Origin of the sequence: Pelomonas sp. BJYL3, from assembly GCF_027257975.1 — a bacterium.
In the GTDB taxonomy this organism is placed as follows: domain Bacteria; phylum Pseudomonadota; class Gammaproteobacteria; order Burkholderiales; family Burkholderiaceae_C; genus Roseateles_B; species Roseateles_B flavus.
This window is the reverse complement of record NZ_JANZKX010000009.1, coordinates 1-20,178: the sequence shown is the minus strand read 5'-3', so window position 1 is coordinate 20,178 and position 20,178 is coordinate 1. Positions and strand designations below refer to the sequence as shown.

Here is a 20,178-nt window from a genome sequence, read left to right as displayed (position 1 = left end):
ACCTCGCTCGATGCAAACGGCAGCTTCTGCAGAGACAAAACCCGTGGAGCCAAGATGCTGATGAATGACACCTCCGCCTCGGACTCGGGAATGGAATCGGGAATGCTTCCCCTCCTGGCCGCGGCAGAACTTCAGGATCACCTGATGACGGTGACCAACGATCTGGAGCGCCTGCAGCGCCTGCTGGACGACGCCGGGGAGTCGCTCTCCACCCATTTCTTCAGTGCATCCAGCATCCTGCATGGGCTGCTGCGACGCGCGGCCGAGCAGGCTGACGAAAGTGGCAGCAGCGAGTTGCACCGCGTCATGGAAGACATCGCGGGGGCCATCACCGCCCTGCAGTTCCAGGACATGGCCACGCAATTGATCGCCCACACGAGCCAGCGCCTGCGCAACTGCGCGGACCAGCTGGCCCGCGACACCTTTGGCGACGACGAAGACGGCACGACCGTCGTCGAGATCGCGCCCCTGCGCCCCAATCCCGTGACGCAGGACGAGATGGACGCGGGGTCCATTGAATTGTTCTAAGGATCGACTCGATCCAGTCGATATCAGCTAGTTACCCGGAGAGAAAGCGATGCACTCAATTCTTGCTGTAGACGATTCGGCCTCGATGCGCCAGATGGTCTCCTTCACGCTGAAGAACGCAGGATTCAACGTGGTGGAGGCGGTGGACGGGCAGGACGCCTGGGAGAAGTCCAGTACGCGCGATTTCGATCTGGTGCTGACTGATCAGAACATGCCCCGCATGGACGGCATCAGCCTGACCAAGAAGCTGCGCGACAACCCCAAGTTCAAGACCACGCCCATCCTGATCCTGACCACCGAGTCCAGCGACCAGATGAAGCAGGCTGGCCGCGCCGCCGGCGCCACCGGCTGGCTGGTCAAGCCCTTCGACCCGGCGAAGTTGATCGAAGTGATCGGCAAGGTGATCCGCTAAGGCACGAGCAACGCCAGGAGTAAAGCATGGGAGAAATGACCTCCGAAGGCGCCAGCCTCAGCGCGGGCATCGACCTGAGCCAGTTCTATCAAGTCTTCTTTGAGGAGGCGAGCGAGAACCTCGACAACATGGAACAGCTGCTGCTGAACCTGAACATCGAGACGGCTGACGACGAGGAACTGAACGCCATCTTCCGCTGCGCCCACTCCATCAAGGGTGGCGCCGCGACCTTCGGCTTCAGCGATGTCGCCGAACTGACCCACCAGATGGAGACGCTGCTGGACAAGCTGCGCCGCCACGAGCTGCAACCCACCTCCCAGATGGTGGACGTGCTGCTGCAGTCCGGTGACGCCCTGCGCGAGCAGCTGGGCCGCCATCAGGGCTCCGGCGCCGCTCCCGTGGACACCAGCGAGCTGCTGCTGAGTATCAAGACCCTGGTCGACGGCGGCACGCTGGACGGCTCGCCGGCGCCCAAGGCTGCACCGGCCGCGCCCGCCGCTGCGCCCGTGGCCGCCGCACCTGCCCCGGCCAAGCCGGCAGGCCCGGTGGCGCGCCAGCTGGAGCTGAAGGTCGGCCCGCTGAGCAATCCCGCACAGGCCGACAACCTGGTCGAGCTCTTCAAGGAGATCACCGACCTCGGCACCATCGAACCCCTGGACGGTGGCATTGCGGCCGACGGCATCCGCCGCTTCAAGGTCCTGACCACCAGCACCGACAACGACCTGCTGGACCTCTTCACCTTCCACGTCGCCCGTGAGCAGGTGCAGCTCTCGCCCCTGGGCGAAGGCTACGGCTTCCACGAGGGCGCGCCCGGCGCTCCCCCTGAGGTCAAGAAGGAAGAAGACCCGGGCTACGGCTTCTTCGACGACGCCCCCGGTGTGCCCGTCGCCGCGAGCACGGGCACCGAGGTCAAGGCCGTGGCAGAGGCCCCCAAGCCCGTGGCGGCAGCCCGTCCTGCAGCCAAGGTCGAGCCGCGCGCCGGTGGCGGCGGCATGGACCAGTCCACGCTGCGGGTCTCGGTCGAGAAGGTGGACCAGCTGATCAACCTGGTCGGCGAGTTGGTGATCACCCAGGCCATGCTGGCGCAGAACTCGCGCAATGTGGACCCGGGCCTGTACCAGCAGCTGTCCTCCGGCCTGGCCGATCTGGAACGCAACACCCGCGACCTGCAAGAGTCGGTGATGTCCATCCGCATGATTCCCATGTCGGTGGTCTTCAACCGTTTCCCCCGCATGCTGCGCGACCTGGCCGCCAAGCTGGGCAAGCGCGTCGAGCTGGTCACCCAGGGCGAGGCCACCGAGCTGGACAAGGGCCTGGTCGAGAAGATCACCGACCCGCTGACCCACCTGGTGCGCAACAGCTGCGACCACGGCATCGAGTTGCCTGCCGAACGCCTGGCCAAGGGCAAGCCCGAGCACGGCACCATCACCCTGGTGGCCTCCCACCAGGGCGGCTCCATCGTGATCGAGGTCCGTGACGACGGCCGCGGCCTGAACCGCGAGAAGCTGATCAAGAAGGCCCGCGAGAAGGGCATCGACGCGCCCGACTCCCTCACCGACCAGGAAGTCTGGGGCCTGATCTTCGCGCCGGGCTTCTCCACTGCCGAGCAGGTGACGGACGTCTCCGGCCGCGGCGTGGGCATGGACGTGGTCAAGAAGAACATCACCCAGCTGGGCGGCACCGTCGAGATCGACTCCGCCGAAGGCTACGGCATGAAGGTCTCGGTGCGCCTGCCGCTGACCCTGGCCATCATGGACGGCATGAGCGTGGGCGTGGGCGAAGAGGTCTACATCCTGCCCCTGTCCTCCGTGGTCGAGTCCTTCCAGGTCCAGGCGGACACCATCAAGACGGTGGGCGGCTCCGGTCGCGTCGTCGAGGTGCGGGACGAATTCATGCCCGTGGTTGAGCTGGAGCAAGTCTTCAACGTGCCGCGCTTCGACTTCGAGCACGTCAGCTCCATCATGGTCGTCGTCGAGGCGGAGGGCGGCCGCGTCGCCCTGCTGGTCGACGAGCTGCTGGGCCAGCAGCAGGTGGTGGTGAAGAACCTCGAAGCCAATTATCGCAAGGTCACCGACGTCTCCGGCGCCACCATCATGGGCGACGGTCGGGTGGCCCTGATCCTGGACGTGGGCAGCCTCGTCCGTCGTTCGCGTCATTGAATATTGAACGGGCCCCCACGAGGGGCTCCTGGGAGCATCTCCAATGAGCATGAGCTCGCTGTTGCGGCAGTTCAGCATCCGCCTGCGCATGATTGGCGCCATCGTGATGGTGCTGACCTTGCTGCTGACCCTGGGCAGCGTGGGTCTGTTTGGCATGAACTCCATGCGCAAGCAGTCCGACGACATCCTCCAGCGCTCGGTCAACGACTCCACGGAGCTGACCAGTTTGGTCCATGCCCTGGGTGACATGCGTCGCTTCGAAAAGGACATGATCGTCAACTACGAGAAGCCGGAGAACGTGAAGGCGCTTCGCCAGCGCTGGGAGCAGTCCCGCGACGAAGTGCTGAAGCTCGGCAAGGCCCTCCAGCACGGCTCCGACACCGGCCCGCTGAGCCGCCTGCCCGCTGTGCTCGGCGACTACGACGCAAAGGCCAAGCCCGTGCTGCAGCAGCTGGAAGCCGGCGCCTACGACAACGCCGCCGTGGCCGACCGCATGCTCGCCGGCGCCAAGGATCTGGCCACCGAAGCCGACAAGCTGGTGATGGACTACCAGGCCATCCTGCTCAAGGACTCCCGCCAGCTGCAGGAGTCGGCCGCCAAGACGCAGGGCAATGTGCTGACGGTCTTCGTGATCGTGCTGATCGCCAGCGCCGTGGTGGTCGTGCCGCTGACCCTGCTGAACATGTACAGCATCTGCAAGCCCCTGGCCGAGGCCGAGGAGCTGGCCAGCGCCATCGCCAAGGGTGACCTGACCAATGACGACCGCCCCATCGAGGGCAAGGACGAGGCCTCGCACCTGCTGCACAGCCTGCAGCTGATGCAGAAGGCCCTGCAGGACCTGGTGGGTCAGCTGCGGACCTCGGCGGACCACATCCGCACCGCATCGGTGGAGATCGCCAGCGGCAACCAGGACCTCTCCGGCCGCACCGAACAGACGGCCAGCAATCTGCAGCAGGCCGCGTCCTCCATGGTGCAGCTGACCGGCACGGTCAAGCAGACGGCGGACTCTGCCCGCACCGCCAACCAGCTGGCCAGCTCCGCCTCCTCGGCGGCAGCCAAGGGCGGTGAGGTGGTGAGCCAGGTCGTCGCCACGATGGACGAGATCAACGTCAGCTCCAAGCGTATCGGCGACATCATCGGCGTCATCGATGGCATCGCCTTCCAGACCAACATCCTGGCGCTGAACGCCGCCGTCGAGGCCGCCCGGGCCGGCGAGCAGGGCCGCGGCTTCGCCGTGGTCGCTGGCGAGGTCCGTTCGCTGGCCCAGCGCAGCGCCGGCGCGGCCCGCGAGATCAAGACCCTGATCGGCGCCAGCGTCGAACGGGTGGAGACCGGCGCCAAGCTGGTCCAGGAAGCCGGCGAGTCGATGACGGACATCGTCTCCAGCGTGCAGCGCGTGACGGACATCATCGGCGAGATCACCGCCGCGGCCAGCGAGCAGAGCGATGGCATCGGCCAGGTCAACCAGTCGGTGGTGGAGCTGGACCAGATGACGCAGCAGAACGCTGCCCTGGTCGAGCAGTCCGCTGCCGCCGCGGAAAGTCTGCGCGACCAGGCCGAGCAGCTGGCCCAGGCGGTGGGCCGCTTCAAGATCACCGGTGGCGTCGACCTGTCTGCCTCGGTCGCCAAGCCCCGCCGCACGCCAGGCCCCACGGCCGGCAGCACGTCAGCCAAGCCGCGCCCGGCAGCCACCGTTTCGGCCAGCCTGGCCGGCGGCAGCGCCGGCAGGCCCGCCTCGGCCCCGATGGTCCGCCCTGCCGCAGCAACGGCTGCGCCCGCGACGCCCAGGCCCGCGGCCGGCAAGCCGGCTGCGCCGTCCAGCGAAGGCGACTGGGAAACCTTCTGAGCCTTTGAGAACACCTGTCAACACCCAATCAACCCCTGCTGAGGTCAACATGGAAATCGTCCAACAATCGAATCAGGTCGTTCGACATGAAGGCGGCGCCGTCGCGGTGAAGAACCATGGCCCGGCCAGCGGCGAGTACCTCACCTTCCGGCTGGGTGCTGAGGAATACGGCATCGACATCCTGAAGGTCCAGGAGATCCGTTCCTACGAGCCGCCCACGCGCATCGCCAATTCGCCGGACTTCATCAAGGGCGTGGTCAATCTGCGCGGCGTGATCGTCCCCATCGTGGACCTGCGCCTGAAGCTGGGCTGCCCGACGGCCGAGTACAACAGCTTCACCGTGGTCATCGTGCTGAACGTGAAGAGCCGTGTGGTCGGCGCCGTGGTGGATTCCGTGTCCGATGTGCTGGAGCTGTCGCGCGATGCCATCCGCCCGGCCCCCGAGCTCAACGCCAGCGCGGTCGACACCAGCTTCATCACCGGCATCGGCGCCGTCAGCGACCGCATGCTGATCCTGATGGACATCGAAGGTCTCATGAGCAGTGCCGACATGGGCCTGATGGACAGCCTGACCAGCTGATGCCAGCTGGCTCACGGCAGCAGGAGAACACCCACCCTGCTGCCAGGTTTCAGAGGTGGGAGGTGCACCTCGTTTTGAGAGTTGGGAGTTTCCGGAATGTCTAGCTCATCCACCTCCATCGCGCGCCGCGTGTCCATGGTGGGCGTCACGGCCATCGCGGCCATCCTGCTGGGTACCAGCGCCATCCTCAGCGTGCTGCTGACGCGCGTCGCCAACGATCGCACGATCGCCTGGGTCGGCGACAAGACCCAGACCCTGATCGATGCCCTGGACGCCATGGACGAAGTCGCCAAGACCATGGTGAAGCAGTCCTACGGCGCCTTCCGCCAGGAGTTCGGCCCGGTGTTCCAGCTGGACGAGGCCACGGGCGATCTGCGCGACTGGGGCCCCAAGCTGAACGGCAACACCACGCAGGTCGACAAGTTCGCCGGCACCACCGGCGGCGCCGCCAGCGTGTTCGCGGCCAAGGACGGCGATTTCGTCCGCATCACCAGCTCCCTCAAGACCGCCAGCGGCGAGCGCTCCGTCGGTCAGATGCTGGGCAAGGACCACCCGGCCTTCGCCTCCATGATGCAGGGCCAGCCCTTCGCCGGTCGTGCCGTGCTCAATGGCAAGGCCTTCATGGCCTACTACGACCCCATCAAGAACGAGGCCGGCAAGGTCATCGGCATCCTGGCCATCGCCCTGGACATGGAAGGCTTCCAGAAGGCCATGGAGAAGATGGCCAAGGACTCACACTTCTTCGAGACCGGCGGCACCTACGTGGTGGCCGTGGGCAAGGACGGCAAGGGGGGGCGCTTCCTGGCCCACCCGACGGCCAAGGGCAAGGCCGTGAGCGAGCTGTCCCCCGAGATCGAGCCCTTCCTCGTCGAGCTGGGCAAGACCAGCGACGGCTACATGTCCAGCACGCCCAATGTCCTGGGCGCCAGCGGCAGCTCCTACGTCGCTGTGCTCCGCAAGAATGACGCCGCCGGCTACTGGGTCGTGTCCCAGGTGTCCAGCAGCGAGGCGCTGGCCAGCCACTGGCGCACCATGGTGCCCTTCTGGATCATGCTGGGCGGCGCCACCGCGGCGCTGGGCTACGGCCTGTTCTGGATGATGCGCAACTGGGTGGCGCGCCCCCTGCGGGATCTGCGCGACGCGGTGCAGGCCATTGCCAGCGGTGACCTGACGAAGAGCGTCGACAACGCCCGCAACGACGAGATCGGCGACCTGATCCGTGACACCGAGTCCATGCGCCAGCGCCTGGCCGACACCATCGGCACCGTGCGCCATTCCGTGGACTCCATCGGCACGGCCAGCACCGAGATTGCCACGGGCAACCAGGACCTGAGCCACCGCACCGAGCAGACGGCCTCGAACCTTCAGATCGCGGCCTCCTCGATGGAGGAGCTCACCTCCACCGTCCGCCAGACCGCCGACTCGGCCCGTACCGCCAACCAGCTGGTCGCGTCCGCCAACAGCGCCGCCGCCCGCGGTGGCCAGGTGGTGGGCCAGGTCGTGACGACCATGGACGAGATCAACAACAGCTCGCGCAAGATCAACGACATCATCGGCGTGATCGACGGCATCGCCTTCCAGACCAACATCCTGGCGCTGAACGCCGCGGTGGAAGCTGCCCGGGCCGGCGAGCAGGGCCGCGGCTTCGCCGTGGTGGCCGGAGAAGTGCGCAGCCTGGCACAACGCAGCGCCGAAGCGGCCAAGGAGATCAAGGCCCTGATCGGCGCCTCGGTGGACCGGGTCGAGGCAGGCTCCCGGCTGGTGCAGGACGCCGGCCATTCGATGCAGGACATCGTCAGCAGCGTCCAGCGAGTCTCGGACATCATTGCCGAGATCAGCGCGGCGGCTACCGAGCAGAGCGACGGCATCGGCCAGGTCAACCAGTCCGTGGTCCAGCTGGACCAGATGACGCAGCAGAATGCGGCCCTGGTCGAGGAATCCGCCGCGGCCGCGGAAAGCCTCAAGGAGCAGGCCCAGCGCCTGGTGGAGGCCGTGAGCGTGTTTCGTGTGAGCGGCACCCATACCGTGGCATCCAGCCCGGCGCCCCGGGCTGCCCCGCGCTCGCCGGCCGCATCCGCACCGTTCAAACCCAGTGCGGTGAAGCCCGCGGCCAGCGCTCCCCGCAGCCCGGCCGCAAGCAGCACCGCCGACAGCCCAGCGCCTCGGGCCGCCCCCGCGGCCAAGCCGGCTTCCGACAGTGACTGGGAGACGTTCTGACGCGCGCCGGCCGCACAGGGCCGGGCGCCAGCAGCCGGGACCGCCGAGGTGCCGGCTGCTGAATCAATCGGCAGGCCCCACAGATGGGCCGCCAGGATCCGGACCCCGTGGGGGGCGGACGAGCAAGACGACGGAGCGGCCACCGCTCCGCGATGCAGAGCCAAGAAGGAGCGACGATGTTTGACTCAATCAAGACCCGGCTCATTGCCCTGGGTATCGCGGTGGTGGTGCTGTCCCTGACAGCAGCCACCGTGGCCAATTACATGACCGTCAAGTCGCACACCAATGCGCAGCAGCTGGCCGGTCTCGACCAACTGGCGGCGGCCCGTGCCTCGGTGATCGCCCAGTGGGTCCGCAGCCAGCGCGACATCGTGACGGCCATGCAGCCCGTGGCCGATCAGGCCGAGCCCGTGCCCTTCCTCGTGCAGGCCGCCAAGTCCGGCCGCCTGGACGCGGCCTACGTGGGCTTTGCAGACAAGCGCATCTCGTTCAACGCGCCCCAGAACCTGCCCGCGGGCTATGACCCCACGGGCCGCCCCTGGTATACACAGGCCGCAGCGGCCAGTGGGCCCATCCTCACCGACCCCTACATGGACGCGGCCCGCCAGCAGCTGGTGGTGACCTTCGCCAGCGCCGTCAAGGATGGCAGCGGCACCAAGGCCGTCGTGGCCTCGGACGTGTTCCTGGAAGACGTGGTGTCCACGGTGAAGGCCATCAAGCCCACGCCCAACGGCTTCGCCTTCCTGGTCGACAAGGACGGCAAGATCATCGCCCACCCGGACAGCAAGCTCTCGCTGAAGCCGGCCAGCGCGCTGTCCCCGGCCTTGGACGGCAATGCGCTGAAGGCGGCGCAGGCGGCAGGCGGGGCCTGGGTGGAGGCGGCCATCGGTGACGGCACCTACCTGCTGCGCGGCGTGCCCATCGCTGACACCAACTGGACCCTCATCCTGGCAGCGGACAAGTCCGAGGCGCTGGCCTCGCTGAGCTCGCTGCTGCGTGCCGCCGCCGTGATTCTGATCATCATGGTGGCCCTGTCCGGCGCTGTCATCGCCGCCACCATCACCCGGGCCATGGGCGGCCTGGACCGCGTGCGCGCCGCACTGGACGAGATCAGTGCGGGCGGCGGCGACCTCACCCAGCGCCTGCCCGAGCATGGCAATGACGAGATCGCCCGCATCGCGTCCTCGTTCAACCTGTTTGCCAAGAAGATCCAGGACATCCTCATCGACGTCCGCTCGGCCAGCAACTCGATCTCCACGGCCTCCAGCGAGATTGCCGTCGGGGCCCAGGACCTCTCCCAGCGCACCGAGCAGACCGCCTCGAATCTGCAGCAGGCCGCTTCCTCCATGGAGCAGCTGACCGGCACCGTGCGCCAGACGGCGGACGCCGCGACCACGGCCAACCAGCTGGCCTCCTCGGCCAGCGACGCAGCGGCCAAGGGCGGCGACGTGGTGTCCCAGGTGGTCTCCACCATGGAGGAGATCAACACCAGCTCCAAGAAGATCAACGACATCATCGGCGTGATCGATGGCATCGCCTTCCAGACCAACATCCTGGCGCTGAACGCTGCGGTGGAAGCCGCGCGAGCCGGCGAGCAGGGCCGCGGCTTCGCCGTCGTGGCTTCGGAAGTCCGCAGCCTGGCCCAGCGCAGTGCTGAAGCGGCCAAGGAGATCAAGGCCCTGATCGGCGCCTCCGTGGACCGCGTGGAGGCGGGCTCTCGCCTCGTGCAGGCGGCCGGCTCCTCGATGACCGACATCGTCTCCAGCGTGCAGCGCGTGACCGACATCATCGGCGAGATCACCGCCGCCGCGGCAGAGCAGAGCCAAGGCATCGGCCAGGTCAACGGCGCAGTGGTCCAGCTCGACCAGATGACGCAGCAGAATGCCGCCCTGGTGGAGGAATCCGCCGCGGCCGCCGAGAGCCTCAAGGACCAGGCCCTGCGCCTGACCGAGGTGGTGTCCGTGTTCCGCCTGGGCGAGGAGGAGCGCCAGCTCAAGGCCTACACCGCCAAGCCGCGCAAGAGCATGAGTCCGGCACCGAGCGCGCCCAGCCCGGCGGCTGCCCGTCCGGCCCCGCGCCCGGCCAAGGCAACACCTGCCCCCACGCCCATGGCCAGCCCGGCGCCCAAGGCCGCCAGCCCCGCGCCCAAGGCGGAGGGCGACGACGACTGGCAGTCCTTCTGAGCCAGACCTGAGACCCCGCGCGGGTCATCAGGACAAAGCCCCCGTCGCCTTGCGGCACGGGGGCTTTTTCATGTGCGGGCCCGGGCCCGGCGATTCAGGTGATGTCCTGCAGGCGCAAGCTCTGCATAACTGGCTTCTGCAGCACGCCACGAAGGCCCCACCAGCCCGCCAGCCAGGCCAGCAGTGCGCCCGCCAGGCCACTGGCGGGGATCAGCCAGGGGTTGAGCGTCCAGCTGAACTCAAAGACTTTGGCCGCCAGCACCGCGCCGATCAGCAAGGCCGCGGCGCCGGCCAGCACGCCGGCCAGCAGCCCCAGGCCCAGCAGCTCGGCGCTCTGAACCCGGCCCAGCAGGCGCGAGCCCGCGCCCATGGCGCGCATCAGCGCGAACTCGCGCATGCGAGCCTCCCGGGTGCTGCTCACCGCCGTCAGCAGGACGATCAGCCCCACGGCCAGCGTGAAGGCGAACAGCACCTGCACCGCGGAAGCCACCTGATCCAGCACCTGCTGGACCTGATCGAGCTGGGCGCGCACATCGACGGCCGTGATGTTGGGGAAGTCACGCGCCAGCTGCTTGTCCAAGGCCTTGGCCTGCTCGGGCGCGCGGAAGGCGGTGATGTAGCTGCGCGGGAGATCCGCCATCTCGCGGCGCGGGAAGAGCACGAAGAAATTGACCCGCATGGAGGACCAGTCCAGCTTGCGGATGGTGGTGATGCGGGCCTCGACGGGCTGCCCGGCCACGTCGAAACGCAGGCGGTCGCCCAGCTTCAGGCCCAGATCCTGTGCGATGCCCTGCTCCACGCTGAGGCCGTCCTGCTCGTCGGCCACCCAGCGGCCTTCGGCCAGCTGGTTGTGCACAGGCAGGGCGTCGGAGTGGCTGAGGTTGAACTCGCGCTCCACCAGGCGCTGCGTGCGCTCCTCCTTGTACTGCTCGGGCTTGATCTCAGCGCCGTTGATGGCCACCAGCCGGCCGCGGATCATGGGGTACCAGTCGTAGCCTTTCACGCCGGCGATGTCCAGGCTGCGCCTGAAGGCCTCGCCCTGTTCGGGCTGGATGTTGATGACGAAGCGGTCCGGCGCCTCCTTTGGCGTGGCCGCTCGCCAGCTGTTGATCAGGTCGGTGCGCAGCAGCAGCAGCAACGCCAGGGCCAGCAGGCCGACGCCCAGGGCGGAGACCTGCACCACGGCGAATACCGGCCGTGCGCTGAGCTGGCGAGTGGCGAGAGCCAGCCAGCGCGGTGCGCCGGCCTGGGGCACTGAACGCCGCAGGATGCGCAACACCAGCCAGGCGACCAGTGCAAAGACGGCCAGGGCCAGCATGAAGCCGCCTGCCGTGCCCAGGCCCAGCTTCCAGTCGCCGGCCACCAGGGCCAGCAGCCCGGCAAAGCCGAGGAGGCCCGCCAGCAGCACCAGGCCCGAGGCCATGCGCACGCCGCCCAGGTCCCGCCGGATCACGCGCAGCGGTGGCACCGAGGCCAGCTGCAGCACCGGTCCCAGGCCGAATCCGAGCATCAGGCTCAGCCCCAGGCCGAGCCCGCCCACGGCCGTTGCCCAGCCGGGCGCCGGCAGGCTCACCGACATCAGCCCTGCCAGCAGCCGCACGAAGACCTCATGCAGGGCCAGGCCGCCCAGCACGCCCACGGCACTGGCCAGCAGGCCTGCCATGGCGAACTCGAGCACGTGGAGCCGCGCGATCCTCGACTGCGACTGCCCCAGCACGCGCAGCATGGCGCAGTCGTCCAGATGGCGCAGCGCGAAATCGCGCGAGGCGAGGCTGATGGCCACAGCCGCGAGCAAGGCGGCCAGCATGGCCACCAGGCGCAGGAAGAGGCTGGCGCGGTCCAGGGTCTGGCGCATCTCCGGCCGGCCTGTCTCCAGGTTCTCCAGGCGCAGGCCGCGCCAGCCCTGGCGTTCGATGAGGGCGCCCGCCTCCTTCAGGAAGCGTGCCGCGGCGTCCGGATCGGCGGCAGGGCTCAGCACGGCCATCCGGTAGGTGACGCGGCTGCTGGGCTGGACCAGGCCGGTGGCGGCGAGGTCGGCCTCGTTGAGCATCAGGCGCGGTGCAAAGCTGAGGAAGCCGGCGCCGCGGTCCGGCTCGTTGAGGATCACGCCCGCGACCTTCAGCTGGGTGTCTCCGAGCAGCAGCGTCCCCCCCGGGCTCAGGTCCAGCGCGTCGAGCACTGGGGCGTCCACCCACACCTCGCCAGGTGATGGTGCGCCAACGCGCCGGCCGTCAGTGAGCAAGACCTGACCCCGCAGCGGATAGCTGGCCGACACGGCCTTGACCGTCACCAGGCGCGTGCTCCCGCCTTCGGCGCGCGCCATGCTGGAGAAGGTGACGCTGTGCATGCGCTTGAGCTGCATCTGCTGGGCCAGCGCCTGGAGCTCGGGCGCCACCGGATGGTCCGAGGCCACCAGCGCGTCGCCGCCCAGCAGCTGCGAGGCGTCGCGCCGCAGCCCGGCCTCCATGCGCTCCGAGAGAAAGCCGACGGCCGTCACCGCGGCCACCGCCAGCACCAGTGCCAGGCTCAGCATTCGCAGCTCGCCGGCTCGCCAGTCGCGCTGCAGCTGGCGCCAGGCCAGCAGGAAGATCGAGGGCGTGCGGGGTCGTTCAGCAGGCGCAGCAGACGGGCGGCGCTCCGAGGCGGTGGAGGAATCCATGCCGCACTGTAAGGGCGGATGTCCAATGCATTTGAACCCTGCGTGCAAGTCCCCTCAGCCCTGTGCGGCGATCGCTCTGCTGCAATGCTTCCATGACCACCGCCACTGCCATCGCCCCCCTCTTCCTGTCGCACGGCTCGCCGATGACGGCGCTGGAGCCAGGTGCGGCAGGCCTGTTCATGCAGGCCCTGGGCCGCCAGCTCGTGACGAGCGCCGAGAGGCGCCCGCGGGCCATCCTGGCCCTGTCCGCACACAGCCTGGCGCGGCGCCCCACCCTGCTCGTGGCCGAACGCCAGCATGCCGTCCATGATTTCGGCGGCTTCGACCCGGCGCTGTATCAGCTGCAATACGACGCCCCTGGCGCACCAGCGCTGGCCGCAGAGCTTCAGTCGGCCTTGCCGGATCTGCTTCAAACCCATGCCATGGCCGGCCTGGACCACGGCATCTGGACGCCGCTGCGCTACATGGTGCCGCAGGCGGACATCCCCGTCCTGCCGCTGTGCTTCTCGCCCCAGGCCAGTCCGGCCGAGCTGTGGGCACTCGGGCAGGCCCTGGCGCCCTGGGCACAGCAGGGCGTCCTTATCCTGGCCAGTGGCAGCATCACCCACAACCTGCGCCGCGTCTTCCAGGGCGGGGCGGCGGTCGACGCGCCGGAAGTCGAAGAATCCAGGGCCTTCCGCCACTGGTGGGCCGAGCAGGCCCTGGCCTCGAACTGGCCCGCCTTGCTGGACTACCGCCGCCAGGCCCCGCATGCCGTGGACATGCACCCGACCGACGAGCACCTGCTCCCCTGGTTCGTGGCCGCGGGCGCCGGTGGACCGGCCTCGCCAGCCCTGCGCTTGCACGAGAGCGTGACCTACGGCTGCCTGGGCATGGACGCCTACGCCTTCGGCCCGCGGGCCTCGGCCTTGGCCGCAGACCTGACCCAGAACGGGCGCGCGCCTTGAGCCCCGCCTGAACCTGCCTATAATCCGCGCCAGCCCCACGCACCGCGCGCTGGCGCCACACCTCAGCGGGTGTAGTTCAATGGTAGAACGCTAGCTTCCCAAGCTCGATACGTGGGTTCGATTCCCATCACCCGCTCCACCCTGCCCTCCGCCTACGCGGCGCCATTCGACAAGGGCCTGTCGGCAGGCCTCCGGTGCAGTGCCTCAGCGCTGGATGTCCCCCAAGCAGAGGTACTTCACCTCAACATAGTCGTCGATGCCCTGGTGCGCGCCCTCGCGGCCCAGGCCGGACTGCTTGACGCCGCCAAAGGGCACCTCGGCCGTCGAGATCAGGCCGGTGTTGACGCCCACCATGCCGTACTCCAGGGCCTCACCGACGCGGAAGACGCGGCCGATGTCGCGGCTGTAGAAGTAGCTCGCGAGCCCGAACTCAGTGGCATTGGCTGCCTCGATGACCTCGGCCTCGGTGTCAAAGCAGAATACCGGCGCCACGGGGCCGAAGGTTTCTTCCCGGGCACAAAGCATGTCGGCCTTCACATCGGCCAGCAAGGTGGGCGCGTAGAACTGGCCGGACCCCAGGCCCTCGGCACGGTAGCCGCCGGCCAGCAGCCGCGCGCCCTTGGCCAGCGCATCGGCGACATGGCTTTCCACCTTGGCGACGGCATCCGCGTCAATCAGCGGGCCGACGTTGACGCCAGGCTCGAAGCCATTGCCGACCTTCAGCTCGACCACCTTGGCCGACAGCTTCTCCACGAAGGCGTCATAGACACCGCGCTGCACATACAGCCGGTTGGCACAGACACAGGTCTGGCCGGCATTGCGGTACTTGCTGGCCATGGCGCCTTCCACCGCCGCATCAAGATCCGCGTCGTCAAAGACGATGAAGGGTGCATTGCCCCCCAGCTCCAGCGACAGCTTCTTGACCGTAGGCGCGCACTGGCGCATCAGGATGCGGCCCACCTCGGTGGAGCCGGTGAAGGACAGGTGGCGCACCACGTCGCTCTGACACAGCACCTGGCCGATCTCGATGGAGCCCTGCGCATCGGAGGTCAGCACATTCAGCACACCGGCAGGCAGTCCGGCGCGCTGCGCCAGCTCTGCCACAGCCAGGGCCGACAGCGGCGTGGCCTCGGCCGGCTTGATCACGACGGTGCAACCCGCGGCCAGGGCGGGCGCGACCTTGCGGGTGATCATGGCGATGGGAAAGTTCCAGGGCGTGATGGCCGCGCACACGCCCATGGCCTGCTTGATGACCAGGTAGCGCTTGTTGTTGTCCGTGGTGGGGATGGTCTCGCCGTAGACACGCTTGCCTTCCTCGGCGAACCATTCCAGGAAGCTGGCGCCGTACACCACCTCGCCCCGCGCCTCGGCCAGGGGCTTGCCCTGTTCCGCCGTCATGATGCGAGCCAGATCATCCGCATGGCGCAGCATCAGCTGGTGCCAGCGCATGAGGATGGCCGCCCGCTCCTTGGCGGTCTTGCTGCGCCAGGCCGGCCAGGCCGCATTGGCCGCGGCGATGGCAGATTCGGCCTCCGCCGCACCCAGCCGGGACACCTCGGCCAGCAGCTGACCCGTGGCCGGATCGTCCACGGGGAAACGTGTCTCGCCGCCGACCCATTCGCCGTTGATCAGGCCTTGCTGGCGCAACAGGCTGGCGTCGTCCAGGGCGGCCAGGGCGGGGGTCTTGCTGTCCATTGAAAACTCCGGGAATGGGGGGGTGTGGAGACAGCACTCTACCCCGGCCGCAAAGCCACCTCGGTCAATGCAGGCCCCTATAATCAAAAATCCCCAAAAATCAAGTATTTACCGCGTCGCCGACGCCCTTGCCCCGGGCCCACGCCCGCAATGAAAGTGGCCGCATGAAAGCAGCAGACATTCGCCAGACCTTTCTGAAGTTCTTCGAATCCAAGGGACACCAGATCGTCGCCTCCAGCCCCGTGGTGCCGGGGGACGACCCCACCCTGCTGTTCACCAACGCGGGCATGAACCAGTTCAAGGACGTGTTCCTGGGCTTCGACAAGCGCGCCTACAGCCGGGCCACCACGGCCCAGAAGTGCATCCGCGCCGGCGGCAAGCACAACGATCTGGACAACGTCGGCTACACCGCGCGTCACCACACCTTCTTCGAGATGCTGGGCAACTTCAGCTTCGGTGATTACTTCAAGAAGGACGCCATCAGCTACGCCTGGGAACTGCTGACCCAGCACTTCAAGCTGCCGGCCGACAAGCTCTGGGTGACCGTCTACTCCGAGGACGACGAGGCCTACGAAATCTGGAACAAGGTGGTGGGCGTGCCCGCCGAGCGCATCGTGCGCATCGGTGACAACAAGGGCGGCCGCTACATGTCCGACAACTTCTGGATGATGGGCGACACCGGCCCCTGCGGCCCCTGCACCGAGATCTTCTTTGACCACGGCTCGGACGTCGCCGGCGGCCCTCCCGGCAGCCCCGATGAAGACGGCGACCGCTACATCGAGATCTGGAACAACGTGTTCATGCAGTTCAACCGGACCGAAGACGGCGTGATGCATCCGCTGCCCAAGCCTTCGGTGGACACGGGCATGGGCCTGGAGCGCATTGCCGCCGTGCTGCAGCACGTGCACTCCAACTACGAGATCGACACCTTCGTGGCCCTGCTGGCCGCTGCCAAGGCTGCCGTGGACGGCGCCGGCGCCGGCGATTGCGACAAGAACAGCGCTTCGCTGAAGGTCATCGCCGACCACATCCGCGCCTGCAGCTTCACCGTCGTGGACGGCGTGATCCCGGGCAACGAAGGCCGCGGCTACGTGCTGCGCCGCATCGCCCGCCGCGCCATCCGCCACGGCTACAAGCTGGGCGCCCGCACCCCCTTCTTCCACAAGATCGTGGCCGAGCTGGTTCGCCAGATGGGCGAGGCCTATCCCGAGCTGCGCCAGGCTGAAGGCCGCGTGACCGAGGTGCTGCGCCAGGAGGAAGAGCGCTTCTTCCAGACCATCGCCAACGGCATGGAAATCCTGGAAGCCGCCCTGGCCAAGGGCGACAAGCAGCTGGACGGCGACACCGCCTTCAAGCTGCATGACACCTACGGCTTCCCCGTGGACCTCACCGCCGACGTCTGCCGCGAGCGCGGTGTGACCGTGGACCAGGCCGGTTTCGACGCCGCCATGAACAAGCAGCGCGAGCAGGCTCGCGCAGCCGGCAAGTTCAAGATGGCCCAGGGCCTGGAGTACAGCGGCGCAGCCACCGCCTTCCATGGTTATGAGCACCTGGTCTGCGAGACCAGCAAGGTGACGGCCGTCTACGTGGACGGTGTGTCCGTGCAAGAGGCCAAGGCCGGGGACGATGCCGTGATCGTGCTGGATCACACCCCCTTCTACGCCGAGAGCGGTGGCCAAGTGGGCGACAGCGGCGAACTGCGCAATGCCAGCACGCGTGTGCTCGTCGAGGACACGCTCAAGATCCAGGCGGACGTCTTCGGCCACCACGGCCGCGTGATGGAGGGCTCCGTCAAGGTGGGTGACGGCTTCAAGGCCCAGGTCAACGCCGAGGCGCGCGCCAAGACCGTGCGCAACCACAGCGCCACCCACCTGATGCACAAGGCCTTGCGTGAAGTGCTGGGCGCCCATGTGCAGCAGAAGGGCTCGCTGGTCAATGCCGAGCGCACCCGCTTCGACTTCGCCCACAACGCGCCGATGACGGCCGAAGAGATCCGCAAGGTCGAAGCCATCGTCAACGCCGAGATCCTGGCCAATGCCGGCGCCAAGGCCGAGGTGATGGCTCTGGACGACGCTCAGAAGAGCGGCGCCATGATGCTGTTCGGCGAGAAGTACGGCGAGACCGTGCGCGTGCTGAGCATCGGCAGCTCCAAGGAGCTCTGCGGCGGCACCCATGTCAAGGCCACCGGTGACATCGGCCTGTTCAAGATCGTCGCGGAAGGCGGCGTGGCCGCCGGCGTGCGACGCGTGGAGGCGGTGACGGGCGACAACGCCCTCGCCTATCTGCAGTCGCTGGAAGACACCGTGAACGGCCTGGCCGGTAGCCTGAAGGCCGCCCCGGCGGAGCTGGCCCAACGCGTGGCAGGCGTTCTCGACCAGGTGCGTTCACTGGAGAAGGACCTGGCGGCTGCCAAGAGCAAGCTGGCTTCGGCCCAGGGCGATGAACTGCTGAGCCAGGCCGTGGACGTCAAGGGGCTCAAGGTGCTGGCGGCCACGCTGGTCGGGGCCGACGCCAAGACCCTCCGCGAGACCATGGACAAGCTCAAGGACAAGCTCAAGACCGCCGCCATCGTGCTGGCCGCCGTGGATGGCGACAAGGTCCAGCTGGCCGCAGGCGTCACCGCTGACAGCATTGGCAAGGTGAAGGCCGGCGAGCTGGTCAACTTCGTGGCCCAGCAGGTCGGCGGCAAGGGCGGCGGCAAGCCCGACATGGCCATGGCCGGCGGCACCGATGTGCGTGCTGTGCCTGCAGCCCTGGCCAGCGTGCAGGCTTGGGTGGCTGAGCGCCTCTGAGCACCTGTCTGATGCATCATGGGGCCTCCAACGAGGCCCCTTTTTCTTTTCATGCGCACCACTGTAGGCGGAGCGCCTGTACCGGCCATGCGCCGGCGTCTGGCGCCATCCGCCCGAGGAAACCTACTCCGTGCAAGAACGCCTGATACAGCTCCTCGCCCTGCTCCCGGTCCATGACCGGCATGCGCCAGACCGCTTGTCACCCGATCATCTGGACGGACATCTGTGTGCCGCCCTGTGCCTGCATTCCGCCGATGAGCCGGTCGCCGTTCTGGACACCTGCTGGGGCCAGGACTGGGCCGAAGCCCTCGTGGAACAGGAGCTCCTGGACGAGTTCATGGCGTGGCTGGAGGAACGGTGGCAAGCGCTGCAGGAGGCTCTCGACCCTCAGCAGCTGCAGCAGGACCCGGACGCCCTGCCCCTGGCCGAGGCCCTGCCATGGGCGATCGACCGGCTCGGCGCGGGAGCTCCTTCAGGGCAGATGCCTGCAGCGGCGCGCGCATGGGCGGAGGGCTTCCTTCGCCAGTATCAGGCCGAGGCCCGCCCTGGCGCTGACCCCGAGTTGCTGGGCGTGATTGCAGCGTTGACCATGGACGAGGGCCCTGATCTGCTCCGCTATCTTCAGGAGGCCTACGACAGGCCGCAGGACATCGAGGCGGCAGCACTCATCGATGACGCACTGTTTGCCGCTCAGGATATGCGCCGGGCTCCCCGCTGAAACCTCCCTCGCGAGCCATTCACGATGCGGGCAAGGCCGCACCCGGCATGGCCGCAACCAGACTTACAGGCGCCCCTTGCAATTGGAGGCCCCACAGGCGCAGCGCAGCCGTCCCTCGTGATGGCTCTCGCCGTAGTCGGCAGTCAGCTCCTCGCCGGGTTCGATGTCGCGGATGGCATAGAACTCAGCCCGCCCCTGGCGGATGCGCAGCACCGCGTTAGGCTGGCAGGAGTGATTGATGTAGCGCAGCGGGCCATCGGAATTGGTGGCATCGATGGCGCGGCGCTCGCTCACTTCCACCATGTGAATGCGGGCCCGGCCCTTGATACGCCGCCGAGCCTCGGCGACGGAAATCAGCTCACCGCGCATCTCGCCGATCTTGCGCCGCGCGGGAATAGGCTCGGCGGCGAAGACGCCGTGGCCATCAATGCGGGATGGCTGCACGCTCACCAGGAACTTCTCGGCTGCTCGAGGCCCAGCAGGCGCTTCCCCGCGGGGCGTGGCAGTCCGGGCAGGTTCGGCTGTGGCAATGGAAACGAGCTTGGGCATCTAGGCAGGGTCGGCAATGGCAATGCCCTGCACTGTAACGCGGTGCTGAAGGACTGTTCAGGCGCTCTTCAGGTGCAGGGCCTCGTTCCTCGGCAGGGATGAGGAAGCCTTAGCTGGGGCGACTGCCGCTACGCAGTTGGCCGGCGACCTGGGTGGGGGTCTCATCCATGCGGAGACCATCAACACTGACCTTGGGCAGTCGCTCAATCGGGCCCTGAGCAGGTCCGGCCTTGCTGCCGTTGTCCACGGAGCGCTTGCCGGTGAGAACCAGTCGGGTCAGCTTGACGACTTCGCTGGCATCCGCAGGCTGGGCAGGAGCAAAAAGGCTCACAGCCAGCAGGCATGCAGCGGCCATCACCGCACGCTTGCGGCTTACGCGTTCAGCTTGCTGCACTTGCTTCATAGATCCCACCAGCCCTGTCAGATTGTGTAGACACAGTATCTGAAGTCATGGGCGCGCCCGCCAGCCCTAAGCGACGAAGCGCCGTCCTTGAAGAGTGACCTGCGCCCACGTCGGATGAAACGCCTGGATAGCGGACGAAATGCGAGTCGCTCGCAGCTGTGACGAGCGGGGAGCGAGCGCAGGACAGGCGCCTGGTCTGGATGCGTACGCCGCGCTCGCCTTCGGATGGCGGGCCTTGATCGCCCCTCGGGGGCGCCGATAGAGCACAACGCCTACGGCATGTTTGGATAGGGCCACAGTGAGAAGCCATCTGCTCACCGAAATCTCGCCCCGGCATTGATGGACGGCTACCGGAAATATTCGGCGGAAATCCTCGCCCCAAAAGCAAAACCCCCGATCCTTTGGGGACCGGGGGTTTGGCGGGATATTAGCCTGACGATGACCTACTTTCACACGGGAATCCGCACTATCATCGGCGCTGACTCGTTTC

General features: G+C 67.6%; 14 protein-coding genes and 1 tRNA gene. 11 read left to right on the top strand and 4 right to left on the bottom strand.

Annotated features, from left to right (window positions below; all coding sequences use genetic code 11):
* Positions 1-144 precede the first annotated feature (144 nt).
* The 7 genes from O9Y01_RS21805 to O9Y01_RS21775 all read left to right on the top strand — a co-directional run bounded on the left by O9Y01_RS21805 (position 145) and on the right by O9Y01_RS21775 (position 9,925).
* Positions 145-528, top strand: a complete 384-nt coding sequence (locus tag O9Y01_RS21805; RefSeq protein ID WP_269633766.1) for a hypothetical protein — start codon at positions 145-147, stop codon at positions 526-528.
* A 49-nt stretch (positions 529-577) separates the two neighbouring features.
* Complete coding sequence (locus O9Y01_RS21800; RefSeq protein WP_183105291.1) at positions 578-940, top strand: response regulator; 363 nt, start codon at positions 578-580, stop codon at positions 938-940.
* A 26-nt stretch (positions 941-966) separates the two neighbouring features.
* A complete protein-coding gene (locus O9Y01_RS21795; protein WP_269633765.1) occupies positions 967-3,099 on the top strand; it encodes a chemotaxis protein CheA in 2,133 nt (710 codons plus the stop codon).
* Between the two features lie 43 nt (positions 3,100-3,142).
* Complete coding sequence (locus O9Y01_RS21790) at positions 3,143-4,945, top strand: methyl-accepting chemotaxis protein (protein WP_442952787.1); 1,803 nt, start codon at positions 3,143-3,145, stop codon at positions 4,943-4,945.
* Between the two features lie 49 nt (positions 4,946-4,994).
* Positions 4,995-5,525, top strand: coding sequence for a chemotaxis protein CheW (locus O9Y01_RS21785; RefSeq protein ID WP_183105294.1), 531 nt, complete (start codon positions 4,995-4,997; stop codon positions 5,523-5,525).
* A 96-nt stretch (positions 5,526-5,621) separates the two neighbouring features.
* On the top strand, positions 5,622-7,742 hold the full coding sequence (locus O9Y01_RS21780) for a methyl-accepting chemotaxis protein (protein WP_269633762.1): 2,121 nt from the start codon (positions 5,622-5,624) through the stop codon (positions 7,740-7,742).
* Between the two features lie 176 nt (positions 7,743-7,918).
* Positions 7,919-9,925, top strand: coding sequence for a methyl-accepting chemotaxis protein (locus tag O9Y01_RS21775; RefSeq protein WP_269633761.1), 2,007 nt, complete (start codon positions 7,919-7,921; stop codon positions 9,923-9,925).
* 94 nt (positions 9,926-10,019) lie between these two features.
* Here O9Y01_RS21775 and O9Y01_RS21770 read toward each other — a convergent pair whose 3' ends face one another.
* Positions 10,020-12,584, bottom strand: coding sequence for an ABC transporter permease (locus tag O9Y01_RS21770; RefSeq protein WP_269633760.1), 2,565 nt, complete (start codon positions 12,582-12,584; stop codon positions 10,020-10,022).
* Positions 12,585-12,676: 92 nt separating this feature from the next.
* On the opposite strand from O9Y01_RS21770, the gene O9Y01_RS21765 reads away from it, so the two are divergent.
* Both O9Y01_RS21765 and O9Y01_RS21760 read left to right on the top strand, forming a co-directional pair.
* On the top strand, positions 12,677-13,531 hold the full coding sequence (locus O9Y01_RS21765; protein ID WP_269633759.1) for a dioxygenase family protein: 855 nt from the start codon (positions 12,677-12,679) through the stop codon (positions 13,529-13,531).
* Positions 13,532-13,596: 65 nt separating this feature from the next.
* Positions 13,597-13,670, top strand: a tRNA-Gly gene (locus O9Y01_RS21760).
* 65 nt (positions 13,671-13,735) lie between these two features.
* Here the strand turns inward: O9Y01_RS21760 and O9Y01_RS21755 are convergent.
* Positions 13,736-15,226, bottom strand: a complete 1,491-nt coding sequence (locus O9Y01_RS21755) for an NAD-dependent succinate-semialdehyde dehydrogenase (RefSeq protein WP_269633758.1) — start codon at positions 15,224-15,226, stop codon at positions 13,736-13,738.
* A 164-nt stretch (positions 15,227-15,390) separates the two neighbouring features.
* On the opposite strand from O9Y01_RS21755, the gene alaS reads away from it, so the two are divergent.
* Both alaS and O9Y01_RS21745 read left to right on the top strand, forming a co-directional pair.
* Entirely contained in the window at positions 15,391-18,018 is a 2,628-nt protein-coding gene (gene alaS / locus O9Y01_RS21750; protein ID WP_269633757.1) for an alanine--tRNA ligase, read from the top strand.
* Between the two features lie 130 nt (positions 18,019-18,148).
* Positions 18,149-18,736, top strand: coding sequence for a hypothetical protein (locus O9Y01_RS21745; protein ID WP_269633756.1), 588 nt, complete (start codon positions 18,149-18,151; stop codon positions 18,734-18,736).
* 63 nt (positions 18,737-18,799) lie between these two features.
* Here the strand turns inward: O9Y01_RS21745 and O9Y01_RS21740 are convergent, their stop codons facing one another.
* Together O9Y01_RS21740 and O9Y01_RS21735 are read right to left on the bottom strand one after the other, a co-directional pair.
* A complete protein-coding gene (locus O9Y01_RS21740) occupies positions 18,800-19,186 on the bottom strand; it encodes an SET domain-containing protein (protein WP_269633755.1) in 387 nt (128 codons plus the stop codon).
* 208 nt (positions 19,187-19,394) lie between these two features.
* Positions 19,395-19,688 (bottom strand): hypothetical protein, encoded by a 294-nt coding sequence (locus O9Y01_RS21735; protein WP_269633754.1) that lies wholly within the window; start codon positions 19,686-19,688, stop codon positions 19,395-19,397.
* Between the last annotated feature and the right edge of the window lie 490 nt (positions 19,689-20,178).

Coding starts and splice junctions, on each gene's coding strand:
- alaS (WP_269633757.1), top strand. CDS start 15,391: ATGAAAGCAGCAGACATTCGCCAGACCTTTCTGAAGTTCTTCGAATCC.
- O9Y01_RS21755 (WP_269633758.1), bottom strand. CDS start 15,226: ATGGACAGCAAGACCCCCGCCCTGGCCGCCCTGGACGACGCCAGCCTG.
- O9Y01_RS21800 (WP_183105291.1), top strand. CDS start 578: ATGCACTCAATTCTTGCTGTAGACGATTCGGCCTCGATGCGCCAGATG.
- O9Y01_RS21785 (WP_183105294.1), top strand. CDS start 4,995: ATGGAAATCGTCCAACAATCGAATCAGGTCGTTCGACATGAAGGCGGC.
- O9Y01_RS21790 (WP_442952787.1), top strand. CDS start 3,143: ATGAGCATGAGCTCGCTGTTGCGGCAGTTCAGCATCCGCCTGCGCATG.
- O9Y01_RS21735 (WP_269633754.1), bottom strand. CDS start 19,688: ATGAAGCAAGTGCAGCAAGCTGAACGCGTAAGCCGCAAGCGTGCGGTG.
- O9Y01_RS21805 (WP_269633766.1), top strand. CDS start 145: ATGACGGTGACCAACGATCTGGAGCGCCTGCAGCGCCTGCTGGACGAC.
- O9Y01_RS21765 (WP_269633759.1), top strand. CDS start 12,677: ATGACCACCGCCACTGCCATCGCCCCCCTCTTCCTGTCGCACGGCTCG.
- O9Y01_RS21780 (WP_269633762.1), top strand. CDS start 5,622: ATGTCTAGCTCATCCACCTCCATCGCGCGCCGCGTGTCCATGGTGGGC.
- O9Y01_RS21770 (WP_269633760.1), bottom strand. CDS start 12,584: ATGGATTCCTCCACCGCCTCGGAGCGCCGCCCGTCTGCTGCGCCTGCT.
- O9Y01_RS21775 (WP_269633761.1), top strand. CDS start 7,919: ATGTTTGACTCAATCAAGACCCGGCTCATTGCCCTGGGTATCGCGGTG.
- O9Y01_RS21795 (WP_269633765.1), top strand. CDS start 967: ATGGGAGAAATGACCTCCGAAGGCGCCAGCCTCAGCGCGGGCATCGAC.